General features: G+C 67.9%; 16 protein-coding genes. 4 read left to right on the top strand and 12 right to left on the bottom strand.

The features are described 5' to 3' along the window. Positions 1–24: 24 nt before the first annotated feature. The gene (tssA, locus tag LCI23_RS03905) at positions 25–1074 is read right to left on the bottom strand and encodes a type VI secretion system protein TssA (RefSeq protein ID WP_224944367.1); all 1050 of its coding nucleotides are present in this window, start codon (positions 1072–1074) and stop codon (positions 25–27) included. A 738-nt stretch (positions 1075–1812) separates the two neighbouring features. Between tssA and LCI23_RS03900 the strand changes: the two genes are divergently transcribed. Beyond that, entirely contained in the window at positions 1813–3657 is a 1845-nt protein-coding gene (locus tag LCI23_RS03900; RefSeq protein ID WP_224944366.1) for a serine/threonine-protein kinase, read from the top strand. 6 nt (positions 3658–3663) lie between these two features. Here the strand turns inward: LCI23_RS03900 and LCI23_RS03895 are convergent, their stop codons facing one another. Next, the gene (locus tag LCI23_RS03895; protein WP_224944365.1) at positions 3664–4206 is read right to left on the bottom strand and encodes an OmpA family protein; all 543 of its coding nucleotides are present in this window, start codon (positions 4204–4206) and stop codon (positions 3664–3666) included. Between the two features lie 495 nt (positions 4207–4701). On the opposite strand from LCI23_RS03895, the gene LCI23_RS03890 reads away from it, so the two are divergent. The 3 genes from LCI23_RS03890 to LCI23_RS03880 are packed head-to-tail and all read left to right on the top strand — an operon-like array spanning position 4702 to position 7305. Beyond that, a complete protein-coding gene (locus tag LCI23_RS03890; protein ID WP_224944364.1) occupies positions 4702–6231 on the top strand; it encodes a pilus assembly protein TadG-related protein in 1530 nt (509 codons plus the stop codon). Then, a complete protein-coding gene (locus tag LCI23_RS03885) occupies positions 6228–6707 on the top strand; it encodes a TadE/TadG family type IV pilus assembly protein (protein ID WP_224944363.1) in 480 nt (159 codons plus the stop codon). The genes LCI23_RS03890 and LCI23_RS03885 overlap by 4 nt, the downstream gene beginning before the upstream one ends. Before the next feature lie 10 nt (positions 6708–6717). Beyond that, complete coding sequence (locus tag LCI23_RS03880; protein ID WP_224944361.1) at positions 6718–7305, top strand: TadE/TadG family type IV pilus assembly protein; 588 nt, start codon at positions 6718–6720, stop codon at positions 7303–7305. Between the two features lie 9 nt (positions 7306–7314). On the opposite strand, the gene pcaF is transcribed toward LCI23_RS03880, so the two are convergent. Genes pcaF through catC form a run of 10 tightly spaced genes read right to left on the bottom strand, consistent with a single transcriptional unit; the run spans position 7315 to position 15653 of the window. Then, positions 7315–8532 carry a 3-oxoadipyl-CoA thiolase gene (gene pcaF, locus LCI23_RS03875; RefSeq protein ID WP_224944359.1) on the bottom strand — a complete coding sequence of 406 codons (1218 nt, stop codon included), beginning with the start codon at positions 8530–8532 and terminating at the stop codon, positions 7315–7317. Continuing rightward, entirely contained in the window at positions 8525–9199 is a 675-nt protein-coding gene (locus LCI23_RS03870; RefSeq protein ID WP_224944358.1) for a CoA transferase subunit B, read from the bottom strand. The genes pcaF and LCI23_RS03870 overlap by 8 nt, the downstream gene beginning before the upstream one ends. Further along, positions 9196–9861 carry a 3-oxoacid CoA-transferase subunit A gene (locus LCI23_RS03865; protein WP_224944356.1) on the bottom strand — a complete coding sequence of 222 codons (666 nt, stop codon included), beginning with the start codon at positions 9859–9861 and terminating at the stop codon, positions 9196–9198. Before LCI23_RS03865 ends, LCI23_RS03870 begins: the two co-directional genes overlap by 4 nt. Before the next feature lie 37 nt (positions 9862–9898). Beyond that, a complete protein-coding gene (pcaD, locus tag LCI23_RS03860; protein WP_224944354.1) occupies positions 9899–10675 on the bottom strand; it encodes a 3-oxoadipate enol-lactonase in 777 nt (258 codons plus the stop codon). Between the two features lie 10 nt (positions 10676–10685). Then, positions 10686–11471: a 1,6-dihydroxycyclohexa-2,4-diene-1-carboxylate dehydrogenase gene (locus LCI23_RS03855; protein WP_224944350.1), complete on the bottom strand. Its 786-nt coding sequence runs from the start codon at positions 11469–11471 to the stop codon at positions 10686–10688. Beyond that, on the bottom strand, positions 11468–12493 hold the full coding sequence (benC, locus tag LCI23_RS03850; RefSeq protein WP_307727698.1) for a benzoate 1,2-dioxygenase electron transfer component BenC: 1026 nt from the start codon (positions 12491–12493) through the stop codon (positions 11468–11470). The genes LCI23_RS03855 and benC overlap by 4 nt, the downstream gene beginning before the upstream one ends. Positions 12494–12531: 38 nt before the next feature. After that, complete coding sequence (gene benB, locus LCI23_RS03845; protein ID WP_224944934.1) at positions 12532–13023, bottom strand: benzoate 1,2-dioxygenase small subunit; 492 nt, start codon at positions 13021–13023, stop codon at positions 12532–12534. Between the two features lie 8 nt (positions 13024–13031). Beyond that, the gene (gene benA, locus LCI23_RS03840; protein WP_224944347.1) at positions 13032–14402 is read right to left on the bottom strand and encodes a benzoate 1,2-dioxygenase large subunit; all 1371 of its coding nucleotides are present in this window, start codon (positions 14400–14402) and stop codon (positions 13032–13034) included. A gap of 10 nt (positions 14403–14412) precedes the next feature. Continuing rightward, positions 14413–15333: a catechol 1,2-dioxygenase gene (catA, locus tag LCI23_RS03835; RefSeq protein WP_224944346.1), complete on the bottom strand. Its 921-nt coding sequence runs from the start codon at positions 15331–15333 to the stop codon at positions 14413–14415. Between the two features lie 29 nt (positions 15334–15362). Then, positions 15363–15653, bottom strand: a complete 291-nt coding sequence (gene catC / locus LCI23_RS03830) for a muconolactone Delta-isomerase (protein WP_224944345.1) — start codon at positions 15651–15653, stop codon at positions 15363–15365. Positions 15654–15668 lie beyond the last annotated feature (15 nt).

Here is a 15668-nt window from a genome sequence, read left to right as displayed (position 1 = left end):
GATTGCCCCCCGCTATTGCCACGATCACGTTTCGCTATCCTGCCGTGCCAGCTCCGGGCCGCGGATCACGGCCATCTGCGCCACGCCGTCCGGCGCCAGGTCCTGCAGGATCTCGAAGAAAGTCATCGGCACCAGCCGCCTGGCGCGTTCGAGCAGAATCGGCACCGGGCTCGAAGGCTCGTGCTGGCGGTAGTACTGGACCAGGCGCTCGAGCGTGCGCAGCACGTCCTCGCGGGTGGCGATATCGGTCCCGTTGCCGCCACGCGCGCCCGCGACCGGCGCGCTGCCGGCGGCGGCCGGCGCCGCCTCCTGCGCCACGGTTGCCGGCGCCGCTGCGCCCTGCTGGCGCGCCAGGAACTCGTGCGCCTTGCGCAGCGGGCGCACCAGCGGATCGAGGTTCAGGGCCTGCGCGCTGCCCACCTGGCGCACCAGGCCCACCTCGATGTTCACCGCGGCGTCCAGCGCACGGCCGAGCGTCGCGAGTGCCGCCTGCAGCGCCCCCGGCGCGAGGTCGGCGATCGCACGCTCGATCGAGGCCGGCGCGATGCGTTCCGCCTCGTCGCCGGCGGCGGCTTCGCCGTTCGCGATCTCGAGCAGGCGGATGCTGAGCGGACCGAGTCCGGGCAAGACCAGCAGGCTGGTCTCCTTCAGCTCGCGCACCAGGGTGCCGGCATCGGCCAGGATGGCGAGGGAGTTGATGCGCAGGGTGGGATCGTTGCCGTCGTCGCTGTCGAGCATCGGGTGGACGCTGTCCCAGCGCTCGGCCAGCAGGCGCTCGATCAGTACCAGGCCATCGGCCAGGCCGGCGATGCCGTCCAGCGCCAGCTCGGCGCGCAGCAGGTGAAGCGCCAGGCGCAGGTCGCGGCTGCGCCCGAGCAGCTCGCCCGCCATGCGGCGCACCGCTTTCCAGTCAGGTGGCACGGCCGGCGTGATGGTCGCGCCGTATTGGACTTCGGGTTTGCCGACCGCCTCGCGCTCCAGGGCCAGGAAGGCCGGGTCGTATTCCAGGTCGGGCCCGCAGGGCGCGCCGGGTTCGACTTCCAACAGCAGGGCCTCGAGGTCGATAGTGCTCATCCGTACTCCACGACATGCAGCGTTGGCGAAACTGCCGGCGGAACCAGCCTGGGGGCCTGCTCCTTTATCGGTGAACCTTTACCGCAGGCTCTTTACCGCTAAAAATCCTATACCAACAAGCGATCAAAAATAAAGAAGTATTATTGGTTTTTGCAGAAATTAATTGCATAGATATTAATCATTGATTTCCCGATGCCTGGCGCGCCTATGCAGACGCGCATAGCGCTCCCGCTGCGGCGGATAGCCGCAGAACAGGACACGAAAGGAAGGGAAAATGTGCAGGGCCGCTATCGCTTGCGGCCGGGACGGACCTCGGTGGAATGGTGGTGGCGGCCGTGCAGGAAATGGCCGACCCTGCCAAGCAGGTCCCCGTACAAAGGGAAACGTGCCGGAACACGGCCCTGCACGCGGACGGGGCCGGAAAGAACATCGCTTGCATGGACGCGCATGATTGTTCTCCTGATGGAGCTGGGCTGGCGAGCGCTGATGCGCCGGCTCGCCGCCATGCACATGGCATGACGTTCATTATCTGGATATTTACACTGCAATTCAAGATAATGTTTGTATTTGTATATTTACAACGAAAAATAGAGTATAGGAAATACCATTTGTCACTGTTTACATGGATTTGATCCACCCATCTGTTTGTCGACCGTTGATCCCGCACCATGGCGCAAAAGATCTGGCTTGGTGTTATCAACTAGCTCATAATGTACGCATCAGCCAGCGACCTCTCCCATGAGCACTTCACCCGAAGACGACCGCACTGTGCTTTCCAGCGCCCCGCCGCCGGCGCCGACCGCCGTCGGGGCCCACGAGCGCAGCAATGCCTTGCCGCCCGGGACTCGCCTGGGCGAGTTCGAGATCACCGGCATCCTGGGCGAAGGCGGCTTCGGCATCGTTTATCTCGCCTACGACAGCTCGCTCGAGCGCCAGGTCGCGCTCAAGGAGTACATGCCTTCCTTCGCCGCGCGTTCGACCGAGGTCCACGTCAGCGTGCGCTCGGCGCAGAACGCGGAAAGCTACGAGGCGGGGCTGCGCAGTTTCGTCAACGAAGCGCGCCTGCTGGCGCAGTTCGACCACCCCTCGCTGGTCAAGGTGTACCGCTTCTGGGAAGCGAACGGCACCGCTTACATGGTGATGCCCTACTACCGCGGGACCACGCTGAAGCAGACCCTGAAGGACCTGGAGGCCGCGCCCGACGAGACCTGGCTGCAGCAGCTGCTCGCGCCGCTGCTCGATGCGCTCGACCAGATCCACCAGCACCAGTGCTTCCACCGCGACATCGCTCCGGACAACATCCTGATGCTGGAGGAAGGCCGCCCGCTGCTGCTCGATTTCGGCGCCGCGCGGCGCGCGATCGGCGACATGAACCAGGCCTTCACCGTGATCCTCAAGCAGAACTACGCGCCGATCGAGCAGTACGCGGAAATGCCTGGCATGCGCCAGGGCCCGTGGACCGACCTGTATGCGCTGGCCTCGGTGGTGCACTTCGCGATCGACGGCCGGGCGCCGCCGCCGGCCGTCAGCCGCATGATGGCGGATCCGTATGTACCGCTCGCCGCCCGCTATGGGGAGCGCTACAGCGGCGCCTTCCTGGAAGCGATCGACCGCGCGCTCGCGTTCCGGCCGGAAGACCGGCCCCAGGACGTGGCGGCGCTGCGTGCCCTGCTCGGGCTCGACACGATGGCGGTGCGCACAGCGCCGCCGCACGCCGTGCCGCCCGCGGCGCCGCCCCCTGCTGCGCCGGCACCGGACCCCGATCGTCCGCATCCGCGCTCCGACATCGCGCAGCCGGCCCGCGCCGCGCCACGTGGCCGCGCCATGCTGCTCGGTGCCGGCGCCGCGCTCGTGCTGGGCGCGGCCGGGTGGTGGGCCTATTCGGGGATGCAAGGAAAGGCGTCAGGCGCGCAGGCGGGCAAGGCCGCGGAGACAGTGCCGCCGCGCGTGGCGGCCGCTGCGGCGCCGCCCGCGTCCGCGCTGCAGCAAGCACCTGCACCTGCACCCGCTCCCGCAGCGGCAGCGGCGCCGGCGACAGCCCGTGCGCCGGCGCCCGCACCGGCCGCGTTGACGCCGGCCGCGGCCCTCGACGCCGTGATGGCCGGCGCCAGCCCCGAGCGCCAGGTGAGCGTACGGGTCGAGAACCCACGCCTGCGGATCAACCGCGACAAGATCCGCTTCTCGGTGCGTTCCTCGCACGCCGGCTTCGTGTACGTCTACATGGTGGGTGCGCAAGGAAACAACTTCGAACTACTGTTTCCCAACGCGGTGGACCGCAAGAACCGCATCGGCGCCGGCGCGACGCTGGACCTGCCGCGCCCGCGCTGGGCGCTGAGTGCCACCGGGCCGGAAGGCACCGACCGCCTGCTGGTGATGGTGTCCGACAGCCCGCGCGACTTTAGCGCTACGGGCATGGCGACGGAAGGCGACGTTTCCACCTTCCCGTTCGCGCGCGCCGCCGAACTGCTGCGTCGGCATACCGGGGCCGCGCCGCTGTATGCGGGCACGCCGGTCTGCCTGGAAACGCCCTGCCCAGGCGACTACGGCGCCGCCGCCTTCACCGTCGAGCAAGTCCGCGAGTAGGCATCGTCAGCGCGTCAGGTTGACGATGGTGACGCGCCGGTTTTCCGGGGCCTGCGGATTGGTCTTGTTCATCGGTTCCTGCGCTCCCTTGCCGACCGCGTCCAGCCGCGCCGCATCGATCTGCAGCTGGTTGACCAGGTAGTCGCGCACCGACTGGGCGCGCAGCTGCGACAGCTTGAGGTTGGCGGCCGCGCCGCCGCGCGGATCGGCGTGGCCCTCGATGGCGAAGCGGGCGCCGGACAGCTTGTCCGAACCGAGTGCCTGCCCGACCGCATCAAGCGAGGTCTTGGCGCGCTCCGACAGGTTGGCCGAGTTGGTATCGAAGGTGATCAGGAGGTGCGCCTTGGCCGGCGCCGCGGCGGGCGCCGGCGTGCCGGCGTCCTCGCGCACGATCTTGAAGCCGCGCATGCGGACCGGCTTCTTTGGCGTGAGGGCGTCGACCAGCGTGTTCACATCCGCCTCGCCTTCCTTCAGTACGGGACCATCCTGCGCACCGGCAGGCAGGACGGCCAGCATGGCGCAAAACACGAGCATGGAACGGACATTCATGGTGAACTCCTCGGGAAGTGATGTTCTGGCGCGCAGGACAGGGATCGAAGCGCGCGGACGCGCTTCCGGACGAGAGGCGGGCCGGCAGGGTGCGGGTGTGGTGGTAGCGACCAGTCCGGCGCCACAAGGACGGCGCCGGATGCGGCGGCGCCATCGGTCCGCCGGCGCGACAGGGCAGGTGACGCCGCTTGCTCCACCATCGTTTCACCTCAGAAAAACGACCCAGGAAAGAAGAAGCGCTCCGGCTTGCGGACTGCGCAGTACATTCAAGACTACGTTCAATTTTCTCGAATGACAACCAGTTTCTTTGGACTTGTGCCGCTTCCGCGCAACGGCTTCCGTGCAAGTTTCAGGAAGTAATAATCATCACTCAAGGTCCCAGAGTCAACATCTCTGCCAAGCATCAAGGCTGACGGTCTTGCCGCCGCTAGAATCGGTCCGACCGAGCCGGATCTGCCGGGACTCGACCTTCGTGCATGGGAGACAGCAAGCATCATGGCGTTCCGGCGGCATCCAACTGGCTCAGGGCGGCCGCGCCAGGACGGCGCCTTCGCGGTCATGTTCGTTCCGCTGCTGCTCGTGATCATCGGTCTGTGCGGGCTCGCCATCGACATGGCCCGGATCTACAACCGCAAGGTCGACATGCATGGCATCGCCAAGGCCGCGGCACTCGCGGCGGCGCGCGAACTGAACGGCACGCCGCAGGGCATCGTGGCGGCCAAGCTGGCTGCCGCCGAAGCAGCCGGCAAGCTGCGCTACCAGCATTTTTTCGAAGGCACGGTCCCCGTCTGGAGCGATGAAGCGCTCAGTTTCAGCGATGCATCCGCGCGCTCTGGCACCTGGCTGCCGGCTTCCAGCGTCGGCACCGGCATGCCCCAGGGCCAGGCGGCCGGGCTGTTCTTTGCCCGGGTCGATACGGCCGCCCTCGGCGCGGCGGCCGGCCGGGTGGACACCTATTTCATCCAGGTCCTCGCGCGCGTCCTGCACGACGACCTGGCCGCGGTGGATGTGTCCGACAGCGCCATCGCGGGACGCAGCGCGATCAAGGTCACCCCACTGGCCGTGTGCGCCATGGCGCCGGATGCGGCCGCCGTGCGCGAAGCCGCCGCGCCTTCCGGCGCCAAGCTCAAGGAACTGGTGCAGTACGGCTTCCGGCGCGGCGTCAGCTACGACCTCATGCAACTGAACCCGAAAGGCATGGCGCCGGCGCGCTACGCGGTCAATCCGGTGCTGGAACCCGGACGGACCGGTCCCGAACTGGACATCCGGGCGCTGGCGCCCTTCGCCTGCACCGGCTCGATGTGGGTCAGGCGGATCACCGGCGGGGCGGTACGCGTCTCCGAACTCCCCGCCGCCGAGCCGCTGGCCGCCCTGCGCAGCGCGCTCAATACCCGCTTCGACACGTATTCCGGCACCACCTGCACCCCTGATGGCGGGGCCCCGGACACCAACATCAGGATGTACGCCTATGACCAGGCGAATGGCGCCGGGTGGATGAGTCCCGGTACCGGCAGCGTCGCCGCGCTGCCCGCGACCGTGCGCGGCCGGCTTGAAACCGTCGCCGACCTGCCGGCGCCGCCGCCCGCGCCGGGCGACTATGGTCCGCTATGGTCGTATGCGCGGGCAGCGCGCGCGCCCTCCTCCGCGCAGGAGCCCGAGCCGGAGGACGGGTATGCGACATTCGCCACCGGCGACTGGGCGGCGCTCTACCCTTCCGGGCCGAGCGCGCAGGGCTACCCGGCCGCTCCCGCCACGCCCTATCAGGCACGCCCGGCGCCCAACGCCTTTTACGCGCCGCCGCGCACCGCCCACAAGCTGCTCGCGCTACCCGAGCGGCGGGTACTCAACATTCCGCTGCTCGACTGCGCCGCCGGTGCGCCATCCGGCGCGAACGTGGGCGCCCACGTGGTCGCGGTCGGCAGGTTCTTCATGACCGTGATGGCCACCAACGAGCGCCTGGTGGGCGAATTCGCGGGTTTGCTGCCCCCGCAGGCAGTGGCGGCGCAGGTGGAGCTGTATCCATGAACAAGTCCTTGTCCATCCCGAGGCGCCGCGGCGGACGGTGCCAGCGTGGCCTGGCGGCGATCGAATTCGCACTGTGCTTGCCGGTACTGGTCGCGCTGCTCGTGCTCCCGGTGTTCTTTGCCCGCGCATTCTGGCATTACACGATGGCGCAGAAGGCGGCGCAGAACGCCGCCCGCTACCTGGCCGGGGCATCGGCCGCCGAGCTGGGCGCGCCGGACGCGCCGCGGGCGGCCAGCAGGCTCGCGCGCGAGATCGTCCAGCGCCAGATCGCCGAGATGTCACAGGGTGCGGTGGTGAGCGGGATCGACGTCGCCTGCGACGAGTCCAGCTGCGCCGACACGCCGGAAGGAAGGCTCCCCGCCACGGTGCGCGTCAGTTTCCAGGTCACGATGTCCGAGCCTGGTGGCCTGGCCGGCTTCGGCTGGTACGACCTGCCGATCAACGCCAGCTACACCCTGCGCCATGCCGGCAACTGAGCTGCCACGCGTGCGTCCGCCACGCCCCGCGCGGACCCAGGCCGGGGCCACCGCGGTGGAATTCGCGGTACTGGCCCTGCTCTTCTTTACCGTGGTGTTCGGCCTGGTGGAGACGGCGCGCCTGCTGTTTGTCTACAATACCCTGCAGGAGGTGACGCGGCGCGCGGCCGAGGCGGCGGTGAGCGCTTATCCGCGCGAGCCTGGCGTACTGAACGCGGTCAGGCAATATGCGGTCTTCCGCACGGACCCGGGCCAACTCATCATGGCGCCCCCGGTGACCGATGCCCACGTCCGGCTGACCTACCTGAACGCCGACCTGGCGGTGGTCCCGCAAGGAAACTGGCCCGCAAGCGCCGCCGCGAACCGGCTGATCTGCATGCTCAACCCACGCGCCAAGACCTGCATCCGGTTTGTCCAGGCCAGCATTTGCGACCTCGCCGACAGCGAGGACTGCCATGCCGTCCAGTCGCAACTGATGGTGCCCCTGGTCGACCTGCGGGTGCCGCTGCACCGGGCCACGACCATCGTGCCCGTCGAGTCCTTCGGCTACGTGCCGGGTACGCCGCCGCCGCTGCCGCCGGTCTGCGGTTGTCCGTGAGCCCGATCGCTACACCCGCTCGATGGCGATCGCGATGCCCTGCCCCACCCCGATGCACATCGTGCACAGCGCAAAGCGCCCTTCGCTGCGCTGCAGCTGGTAGCTTGCGGTGGCAACCAGGCGCGCGCCGCTCATGCCGAGCGGGTGCCCCAGCGCGATCGCCCCGCCGTTCGGGTTGACGCGCGCATCGTCGTCCCGCAGCCCCAGCATCCGCAGCACCGCCAGCCCCTGCGCGGCGAACGCCTCGTTCAGCTCGATCAGGTCGAACTGCACGAGCGTCATGCCGAGCTGGCGCAGCAGCTTCTGCACCGCCGGCGCGGGGCCGATCCCCATCACGCGCGGCGCCACGCCGGCGCTCGCCATGCCAAGGATCCGGGCGCGCGGCCGCAATCCGTAGCGCGCGACCGCTTCCGCGCCTGCCAGCAGCAGCGCGCAGGCGCCATCGTTCACGCCGGACGCATTGCCGGCCGTGACCGTGCCACCGGGCCGCACCACCGGCTTGAGTTTCGCCAGCGCCTCCAGACTGGTCTCGCGCGGATGCTCGTCCTGCGCCACACACAGCGGCTCGCCCGCCCCCGCTGCGCGGCGGCTCTGGGGTACCAGCACCGGTACGATCTCCTGCGCGAAGATGCCCGCTTTCTGCGCCCGCGCGGCCTTGGCCTGGCTGGCCAGCGCGAATGCGTCCTGGTCGGCGCGGCTGATCGCATGGTCGTCGGCCACATTCTCGGCCGTTTCCGGCATGGCGTCGGTGCCGTACAACTGCTGCATCAAGGGGTTCGGAAAGCGCCAGCCGATCGTGGTGTCGTAGATGTTCGCATTGCGCGAGAACGCGGCATCGGCCTTGCCCATCACGAAAGGCGCGCGGGTCATCGACTCGACGCCCCCGGCAATCACCAGTCCGGCCTCGCCGCTCCGGATGGCACGCGCGGCAATGCCGACCGCATCCATTCCCGAGCCGCACAGGCGGTTGACGGTCGTTGCCGGCACTTCCTGGGGCAGCCCGGCCAGCAGGGCCGACATGCGCGCCACATTGCGGTTGTCCTCGCCGGCCTGGTTCGCGCAGCCATACACGACTTCGTCGACCGCGTTCCAGTCGATGCCGGGGTTGCGCCGCATTAGCTCGCGGATCGGCACCGCGCCCAGGTCGTCGGCGCGCACGTCCTTGAGCGCACCGCCATAACGGCCGATCGGGGTGCGGATGGCATCGCAGATGTAGACCTCATTCATCCTTGTTCTCCTCGCCGCTCGGCGGCAGCAGTGTGGCGGCGGTGACCGCCTGCAGGTCGCTGAACGTCAGCCCCGGCGCCATCTCGCGCACGCGCAGCCCTTCCGGCGTCACGTCGAGCACCGCCAGGTCGGTATAGACGCGGTCGACGCAGCCGATGCCGGTCAGCGGATAGCTGCAGGATCCGACGATCTTTGACTCGCCGGTCTTGGTGAGGTGCTCCATCATCACGAACACCTGCTTGGCGCCGATCGCCAGGTCCATGGCGCCGCCCACGGCGGGAATCGCGTCCGGGGCGCCGGTATGCCAGTTGGCCAGGTCGCCGCTCCCGGACACCTGGAAGGCGCCCAGCACGCAGATGTCGAGGTGGCCGCCGCGCATCATCGCGAACGAGTCGGCGTGGTGGAAATAAGCGCCGCCCGTCAACAGGGTTACCGGCTGCTTGCCGGCGTTGATCAGGTCTTCGTCCTCCTCGCCAGGCGCCGGCGCCGGGCCCATGCCGAGCAGGCCGTTCTCGCTGTGCAGGAACACTTCGCGTTCCGGCGGCAGGAAATTGGCGACCTTGGTCGGCAGGCCGATGCCGAGGTTGACGTAGGCGCCTTCCGGGATGTCCTGCGCCACGCGCGCGGCCATCTGGTCACGGCTGAATCGATCCGATACCTGGCTCATGCTGCCTCCTTGACGACACGTTGAACGAAAATGCCGGGGGTGACGACCGTTTCCGGGTCGATCGCGCCGAGCTCGACCACCTCCGCCACCTGGGCGATCGTGAGCTTGGCCGCCATCGCCATGATCGGACCGAAGTTGCGCGCCGTCTTGCGGTACACGAGGTTGCCCCAGCGGTCGCCGCGCAGCGCCTTGATCAGGGCGAAGTCGGCATGGATCGGCGACTCCAGCACGTAGTGGCGGCCGTCGATGACGCGGGTCTCCTTACCCTCTGCCAGCAGGGTGCCGTAGCCGGTGGCGGTAAAGAAGCCGCCGATGCCGGCGCCGGCGGCGCGGATGCGCTCGGCCAGGTTGCCCTGGGGCGCCAGTTCGAGCTCGATGCCGCCCGCGCGGTAGAGCGCGTCGAAGTGGTGGGAGTCGTGCTGGCGCGGGAAGGAGCAGATCATCTTGCGCACGCGCTTTTCACGGATCAGCGCCGCCAGGCCGGTTTCGCCGTTGCCGGCGTTGTTGTTGACGATGGTGAGTTCGCGCGCGCCCTGGGCCAGCAGCGCGTCGATCAGCGCGGACGGCATGCCGGCGTTGCCGAAGCCGCCGATCATGATGGTGGCGCCATCGGGGATGCCGGCCACGGCCTGCTCCAGCGATGCGCATGTCTTGTCGATCATGGTGTCCTCTGTATGGTTGGTCGGATGCCGTGCCGGGTCAGGCCGCCAGGAAGCGGCGCAGGCAGGCGCTGAAGCCCTCGGGGCATTCGATGTTCGATAGATGCGAGGCCGCCAGCTCCTCGACCCGCGCGTCCTGCGCCTGCGCGGCCAGCCAGTTGGCGTCGTCCACGGTGGTGACGGGGTCGTGGCGGCCGGCGATCACGAGCAGTGGATTGGCGATGGCGGAAACTTCGCCGCGCAGGTCGGCCACGGCCAGCGCTTCGCAACAGGCCGCGTAGCCTTCCGCCGGGGTGGCGCGCAAGCCCTGTACCAGGCGGTCGACCTCGGCCGGCTCGCGGTCGATGAAGCCGGGGGTGAACCAGCGTCCGGCGGCGCTGCCGGCCACGCCCTTCATGCCGTCGGCGCGCACCTGGGCGGCGCGCGCCACCCAGCCTTCGTGCGTGCCGATGCGCGCGGCGGTGTTGGCCAGCACCAGCTTGCCGATCCGGTCCGGGGCGTGAATGCCCAGCCATTGCCCGGTCAGGCCGCCCATCGAGATGCCGCAGAAATGCGCGCGCCCGATGTCCAGGTGGTCCATCAGGCCCAGCACGTCGCGGCCGAGCCTTTCGATCGTCACCGGGCCGGCGCTGCCGGAGCGGCCATGGCCGCGGGTGTCGTAGCGCACGACGAAGAAGTGCGCCGCCAGGGCCGTCGCCTGGCGGTCCCACATGCCCAGGTCGGTGCCGAGGGAATTCGCCAGCAGCAGGCAGGGCTTGCCGCGCTTGCCGTCGAGCTGGTAATACAGCGCGATATCGTCAAGGTGTGCGAATGCCATGATGTTCCCCTTATCCCTGGTCGCCGCCGCCCACGGGCAGCACGGTTCCGGTGATATACGACGCCTCGCTTGAAGCCAGGAACAGGATCGCGCCGACCTGTTCGTCGATGGTGCCGTAGCGCTTCATCTGGCTGCTCGAGCGGGTCTGCTCGACGATGCCGGCATACCAGACCTGTTCCATCTCGCTCAGCGGCTGCGGGTTGCGCGGGACCTTGCGCGGCGGCGCCTCGGTGCCGCCGGTGGCCACCGCGTTGACGCGGATGCCGCTGCCGGCGTGTTCGAAGGCCAGGCTGGCGGTCAGGGCATTGACGCCGCCCTTGGCCGCCGAATACGGAATGCGGTAGATGCCGCGCGTCGCCACCGAGGACACGTTCACGATGGCGCCCGCTCCTTGTTCCAGCATGGCCGGCAGCACCGCCCGGCATCCCCACAGGGTCGGGAACAGCGAGCGCCGGATCTCGGCCTCGATCTGCGCCTCCTCGTATTCCTGGTAGGGCTTGGCCCAGATGGTGCCGCCGACGTTGTTGACCAGGATGTCGATGCGCCCGTAATCCTCGAGCGCGCGGGCCGCCATGTGGCTGGCCCCGGCCCAGGTTTCCAGGTCGACCTCGACCGCCACCACCTGGGCCCCGAACGCGGCGGCTTCCTGCGCCACTTCGTGCACCAGCGGCGAGCGGTCGGCCAGCAGCAGCTGGGCGCCTTCGCGCGCCGCACCCAGTGCGACGCCGCGGCCGATGCCCTGGGCGGCGCCTGTCACGACCATGACCTGGTCCTTGAAACGGTCCGGATGGATCATGCTGCACCTGCGCTGCTGGCCGAGAATTTCTCGAAATAGAAGTTGGCCGGCTTGACGCCCAGGCCGTCGAGCCAGCCGCGCACCGCCTCCACCATCGGCACCGGGCCGCACAGGTAGACGTCGACGTCGCCGCCGTTCACCCAACCCGGCTCCACGTGCGCGGTGGCATAGCCCTTGCGCAGGTGGCAGCTGGCGTCGCTCGAGACGCAGGTGAGGTATTCGAAGCGCGGGTGCGCAGCGGCGATCCGGTCCAGGTGTTCCAGCTCGACCAGGTCGTGGTCGTTGGTGACGGCGTAGACCATTTTTACGGGCTGGGTGAAGCCCTGCTTGTCGAGCACGTCGAGCATCGACAGGAAAGGCGCGATGCCGGTGCCGCCCGCCAGCAGCAGCAATGGACGCTGGAGCGGACGCAGGTAGAAGCTGCCGAAGGGGCCGGCGAAGCTGACCGCGTCGCCCGGCCTGGCCGCGCCGCCCAGGTAGCCGCTCATCAGGCCGCCGGGCACGTTACGCACCACAAAGCTGGCCAGGGACGCGCCCGGCGCCGAGCTGAATGAATACGAGCGGGTTTCCTGGGTGCCGGGCACGGTGACGTTCACGTATTGGCCAGGAAGGAAGTCGAGCGCGTCAGGGTCGTCCAGCGCCACCGAGAAGCGAAAGCTCGACGGCGACAGCGCCGTGACTTCGGCAAGCTTGCCGGCGAAGCTGTGCACACCGGTCTTGCAGGCGCTGGAGGTGGCCGGAATGCGCACCACGCAATCGGAGGTGGGACGCATCTGGCAGGCCAGCACGTACCCTGCCGCCGCATCCTGCGGCTCGAGCGCGTCCTCGATGTAGCTCTCCGGCGGCATCTCGTACTGGCCGGATTCGCACAGCCCGCGGCAGGTGCCGCAGGCGCCATCGCGGCAGTCGAGTGGAATGTTCACTTTCTGGCGGTAAGCGGCGTCCGCCAGTTTCTCGTTGGGGTTGCAGCTGATGAAACGGGTCACGCCGTCCTCGAACTGCAGTGCGATGGTATGGCTCATCAAGGTCTCCTGCTCCTGTATTGCTGCTTGCTTGTCGATCAGATGTGGTACACGTCGATGACCTGGCTGATATAGTCGTTCTTCAGGACCACGTACTTGTCCAGGATCTTCGGCGTTGCGCCGCCAAACTCGATCACGTAGCGCGACATGCCGAAGTGGCTGTAGGTCGTCTTGTAGCGGTGGCTCAGCGTGTGCCAGTTGAAGCGCACCGTCAGGCGCGTTCCCTCGAGCTTCTCGACCTCCACGTTGGCGATGTTGTGGCTGGTGCGGGTGTCCGGCATGGTGGCGCTGGAGCGCTCGGTCTTGATGCGGAACACGCGGTCTTCCAGGCCCTGGCGGGTCGGGTAGTAGATCAGCGAAATCTCGCGCTGCGGATCCGAGACCAGCTTGCCGTCGTCGTCCCAGGCCGGCATCCAGAACTGCGCGTCCGGGTCATAGCACTCCAGCCAGTCGTCCCACTGCTCGTCGTCGAGCAGCCGGGCCTCGCGGTACAGGAAGGCGCACAGCTTTTCCATGGTGACCGGGTTCATTTCCGTGTTCATGCCGATTCCCCTTCCCTGGCCAGTGCGTCCTTCATCACTTCCAGCCAGTAGCGGTGCTGCACCGTGTACAGGCCCTCGTCCTCGGTGCGCACGCCGCTCATCACCGGCTGCAGGCCGATCTCCCTGGCCGCCGCGTCCGGGCCCTTGATCCAGTGGGTGGCGCCGCGGCACATGTCGTTCCATTGCATGGCGCCGCCGGCATAGCCTTCCTGGCAGGCGCGGAACTCTTCCAGGTCGTCGGGCGTCGCCATGCCGCTGACGTTGAAGAAGTCTTCGTACTGGCGGATGCGGCGTGCGCGCGCTTCGCTTGACTCGCCCTTCGGGGCAATGCAGTAGATCGTGACCTCGGTCTTGTTCACGGCCAGCGGACGCAGCAGGCGGATCTGCGATCCGAACTGGTCCATCAGGTAGACGTTCGGATACAGGCACAGGTTGCGCGAGCGCTCCACCATCCAGTCGGCGGTGGCTTTGCCGTACTGCTCGGCGTACTCGGCATGGCGCGCGAAGTTCGGCCGGTCTTCCGGATTCGCCCACTTGGTCCACAGCAGCATGTGGCCGTGATCAAAAGCGTAGAAACCGCCGCCCTGGCGGCCCCACTTGCCGGCATCCATGGCGCGGATCTTGTCCTCGCGCACGGCCTGTTCTTCCTTGCGTCGGCTGGTGGTGGCCGCGTAGTTCCAGTGCACCGCGCTCACGTGGTAGCCGTCGGCGCCGTTCTCGGCCTGCAGCTTCCAGTTGCCCTCATAGGTATAGGTCGAGGAGCCGCGCAGCACTTCCAGGCCGTCCGGCGACTGGTCGACGATCATGTCGATGATCCGGGCCGCATCGCCCAGGAACTCCTCCAGCGAGGGCACGTCCGGATTCAGGCTGCCGAACAGGAAGCCCTTGTAGTTGCCGAAGCGCGCCACCTTCTTCAGGTCGTGCGAGCCTTCCTTGTTGAAGCACTCCGGATAGCCGGCGTCTTCCGGGTCCTTCACTTTCAGCAGCTTGCCGCTGTTGTTGAAGGTCCAGCCGTGGAACGGACAGGTGTAGGTCGCCTTGTTGCCGCGCTTGTGGCGGCACAGCTGGGCGCCGCGGTGGCTGCAGGCGTTGATGAAGGCGTTCAGCTCACCCTGGCGGTTACGCGCGATGAACACCGGCTGGCGGCCGATGTGCGTCGTGTAGTAGTCGTTCACGTTCGGGACCTGGCTTTCGTGGGCCAGGTAGACCCAGTTGCCCTCGAAGATATGCTTCATCTCGAGTTCGAACAGGGCTTCGTCGGTGAAGGCATTGCGGTGCAGGCGGTAGTCGCCGCTGGCTTCGTCTTCGATCAGGTAGTCGTCGATGCGCGTCAAGGCGGAAGCGCTCACGGGACGGATCGGGATCATGGCGTTCTCCTCAGGCGGCGGCGCGGGCGCGCTCCACCAGCGGGCTCGGGGCGCCGGCGGTATCGCGGTACAGGCGGAAATCGAAATCGATCGAGGCGAAGGACGCGTTCACGCGTTTCGCATCCAGCTGGGCCGGATCGTCGATGCGGCTGACAGCCGGCACCAGGCCTTCGCGGCTGGCGAAGGCGAAGTCGTCCCACAGGTACTCGTCGCCGTCGATGTTGATCTGGGTGGTCAGCTTGCGGTGGCCGGGCGCGGACACGAAGAAGTGGATGTGCGCCGGGCGCTGGCCGTGGCGGCCCAGCTTGTCGAGCAGCTGCTGGGTGGTGCCGTTCGGCGGGCAGCCGTAGCCCTTGGGCAGGATGCTGCGGAAGGCATAGCGGCCCTCTTCGTCCGTGACGATGCTACGGCGCAGGTTGAAGTCCGACTGGGCGCGGTCGAAGAAGGAATAGTTGCCCAGCAGGTTGGCGTGCCAGACCTCGACCTTGGCGCCGGCCAGCGGTTGGCCGTCGCCGTCGAACACGGTGCCCTGCATGAACAGGGTTTCGGCCTGATCGGATTCAGTGCCGTCATCGAGGCGGGCGAAGCCCACGCTTTCCGGGGCGCCGGCCACGTACAGCGGGCCTTCGATGGTGCGCGGGGTGCCGCCTTCGAGGCCGGCCTTGGCTTCGGCTTCGTCGGCGCGGATGTCCAGGAAGCGCTCCAGGCCCAGGCCGGCGGCCAGCAGGCCCAGCTCGTTGGCGGCGCCGGCGGCCGACATGTAGGACACGCCGCTCCAGAATTCGCTCGGGCTGATGTCGAGGTCTTCGATGGCCTTGCACAGGTCGCCCAGCAGGCGCACGACGACTTGCTGCACACGGGGGTCGGCGGGTTTCGATGCGGCGTCCACGACCCAGTTCTTCGCCAGGGTTTCGATGTCTGCGTGGTTCATTTCAGTCTCCTTTAGGTATGGGTGATGGGTTAGCGATCATCAAGCCGGATCGAGGACGGGTGCCGGCACAGGGGCGTCACCTCGATCTGCATGTAGGGGAACAGCGGCAAGGACATCAACAGCGTGTGCAGCGCATCAATGCTCTCGACGTCGAAGATGCTGACGTTGGCGTACTGGCCGGCGATGCGCCACAGGTGGCGCCAGGCGCCCTCTTCCTGCAGGCGCTGGGCCAGCGCTTTTTCGTCGGCTTTCAGGCGGGCGGCTTCGTCAAGCGGCATCGATGGCGGCAGCTGGACGTTCATGCGGACGTGGAACAGCATTTCTTGTCTCCTCGG

This window comes from Massilia sp. MS-15, assembly GCF_020176695.1.
GTDB classification, from domain to species: Bacteria; Pseudomonadota; Gammaproteobacteria; order Burkholderiales; family Burkholderiaceae_D; genus Telluria; species Telluria hydrophila.
The sequence above is the reverse complement of the archived record's forward strand: the minus strand, read 5'-3'. Positions and strand labels throughout refer to the sequence as shown.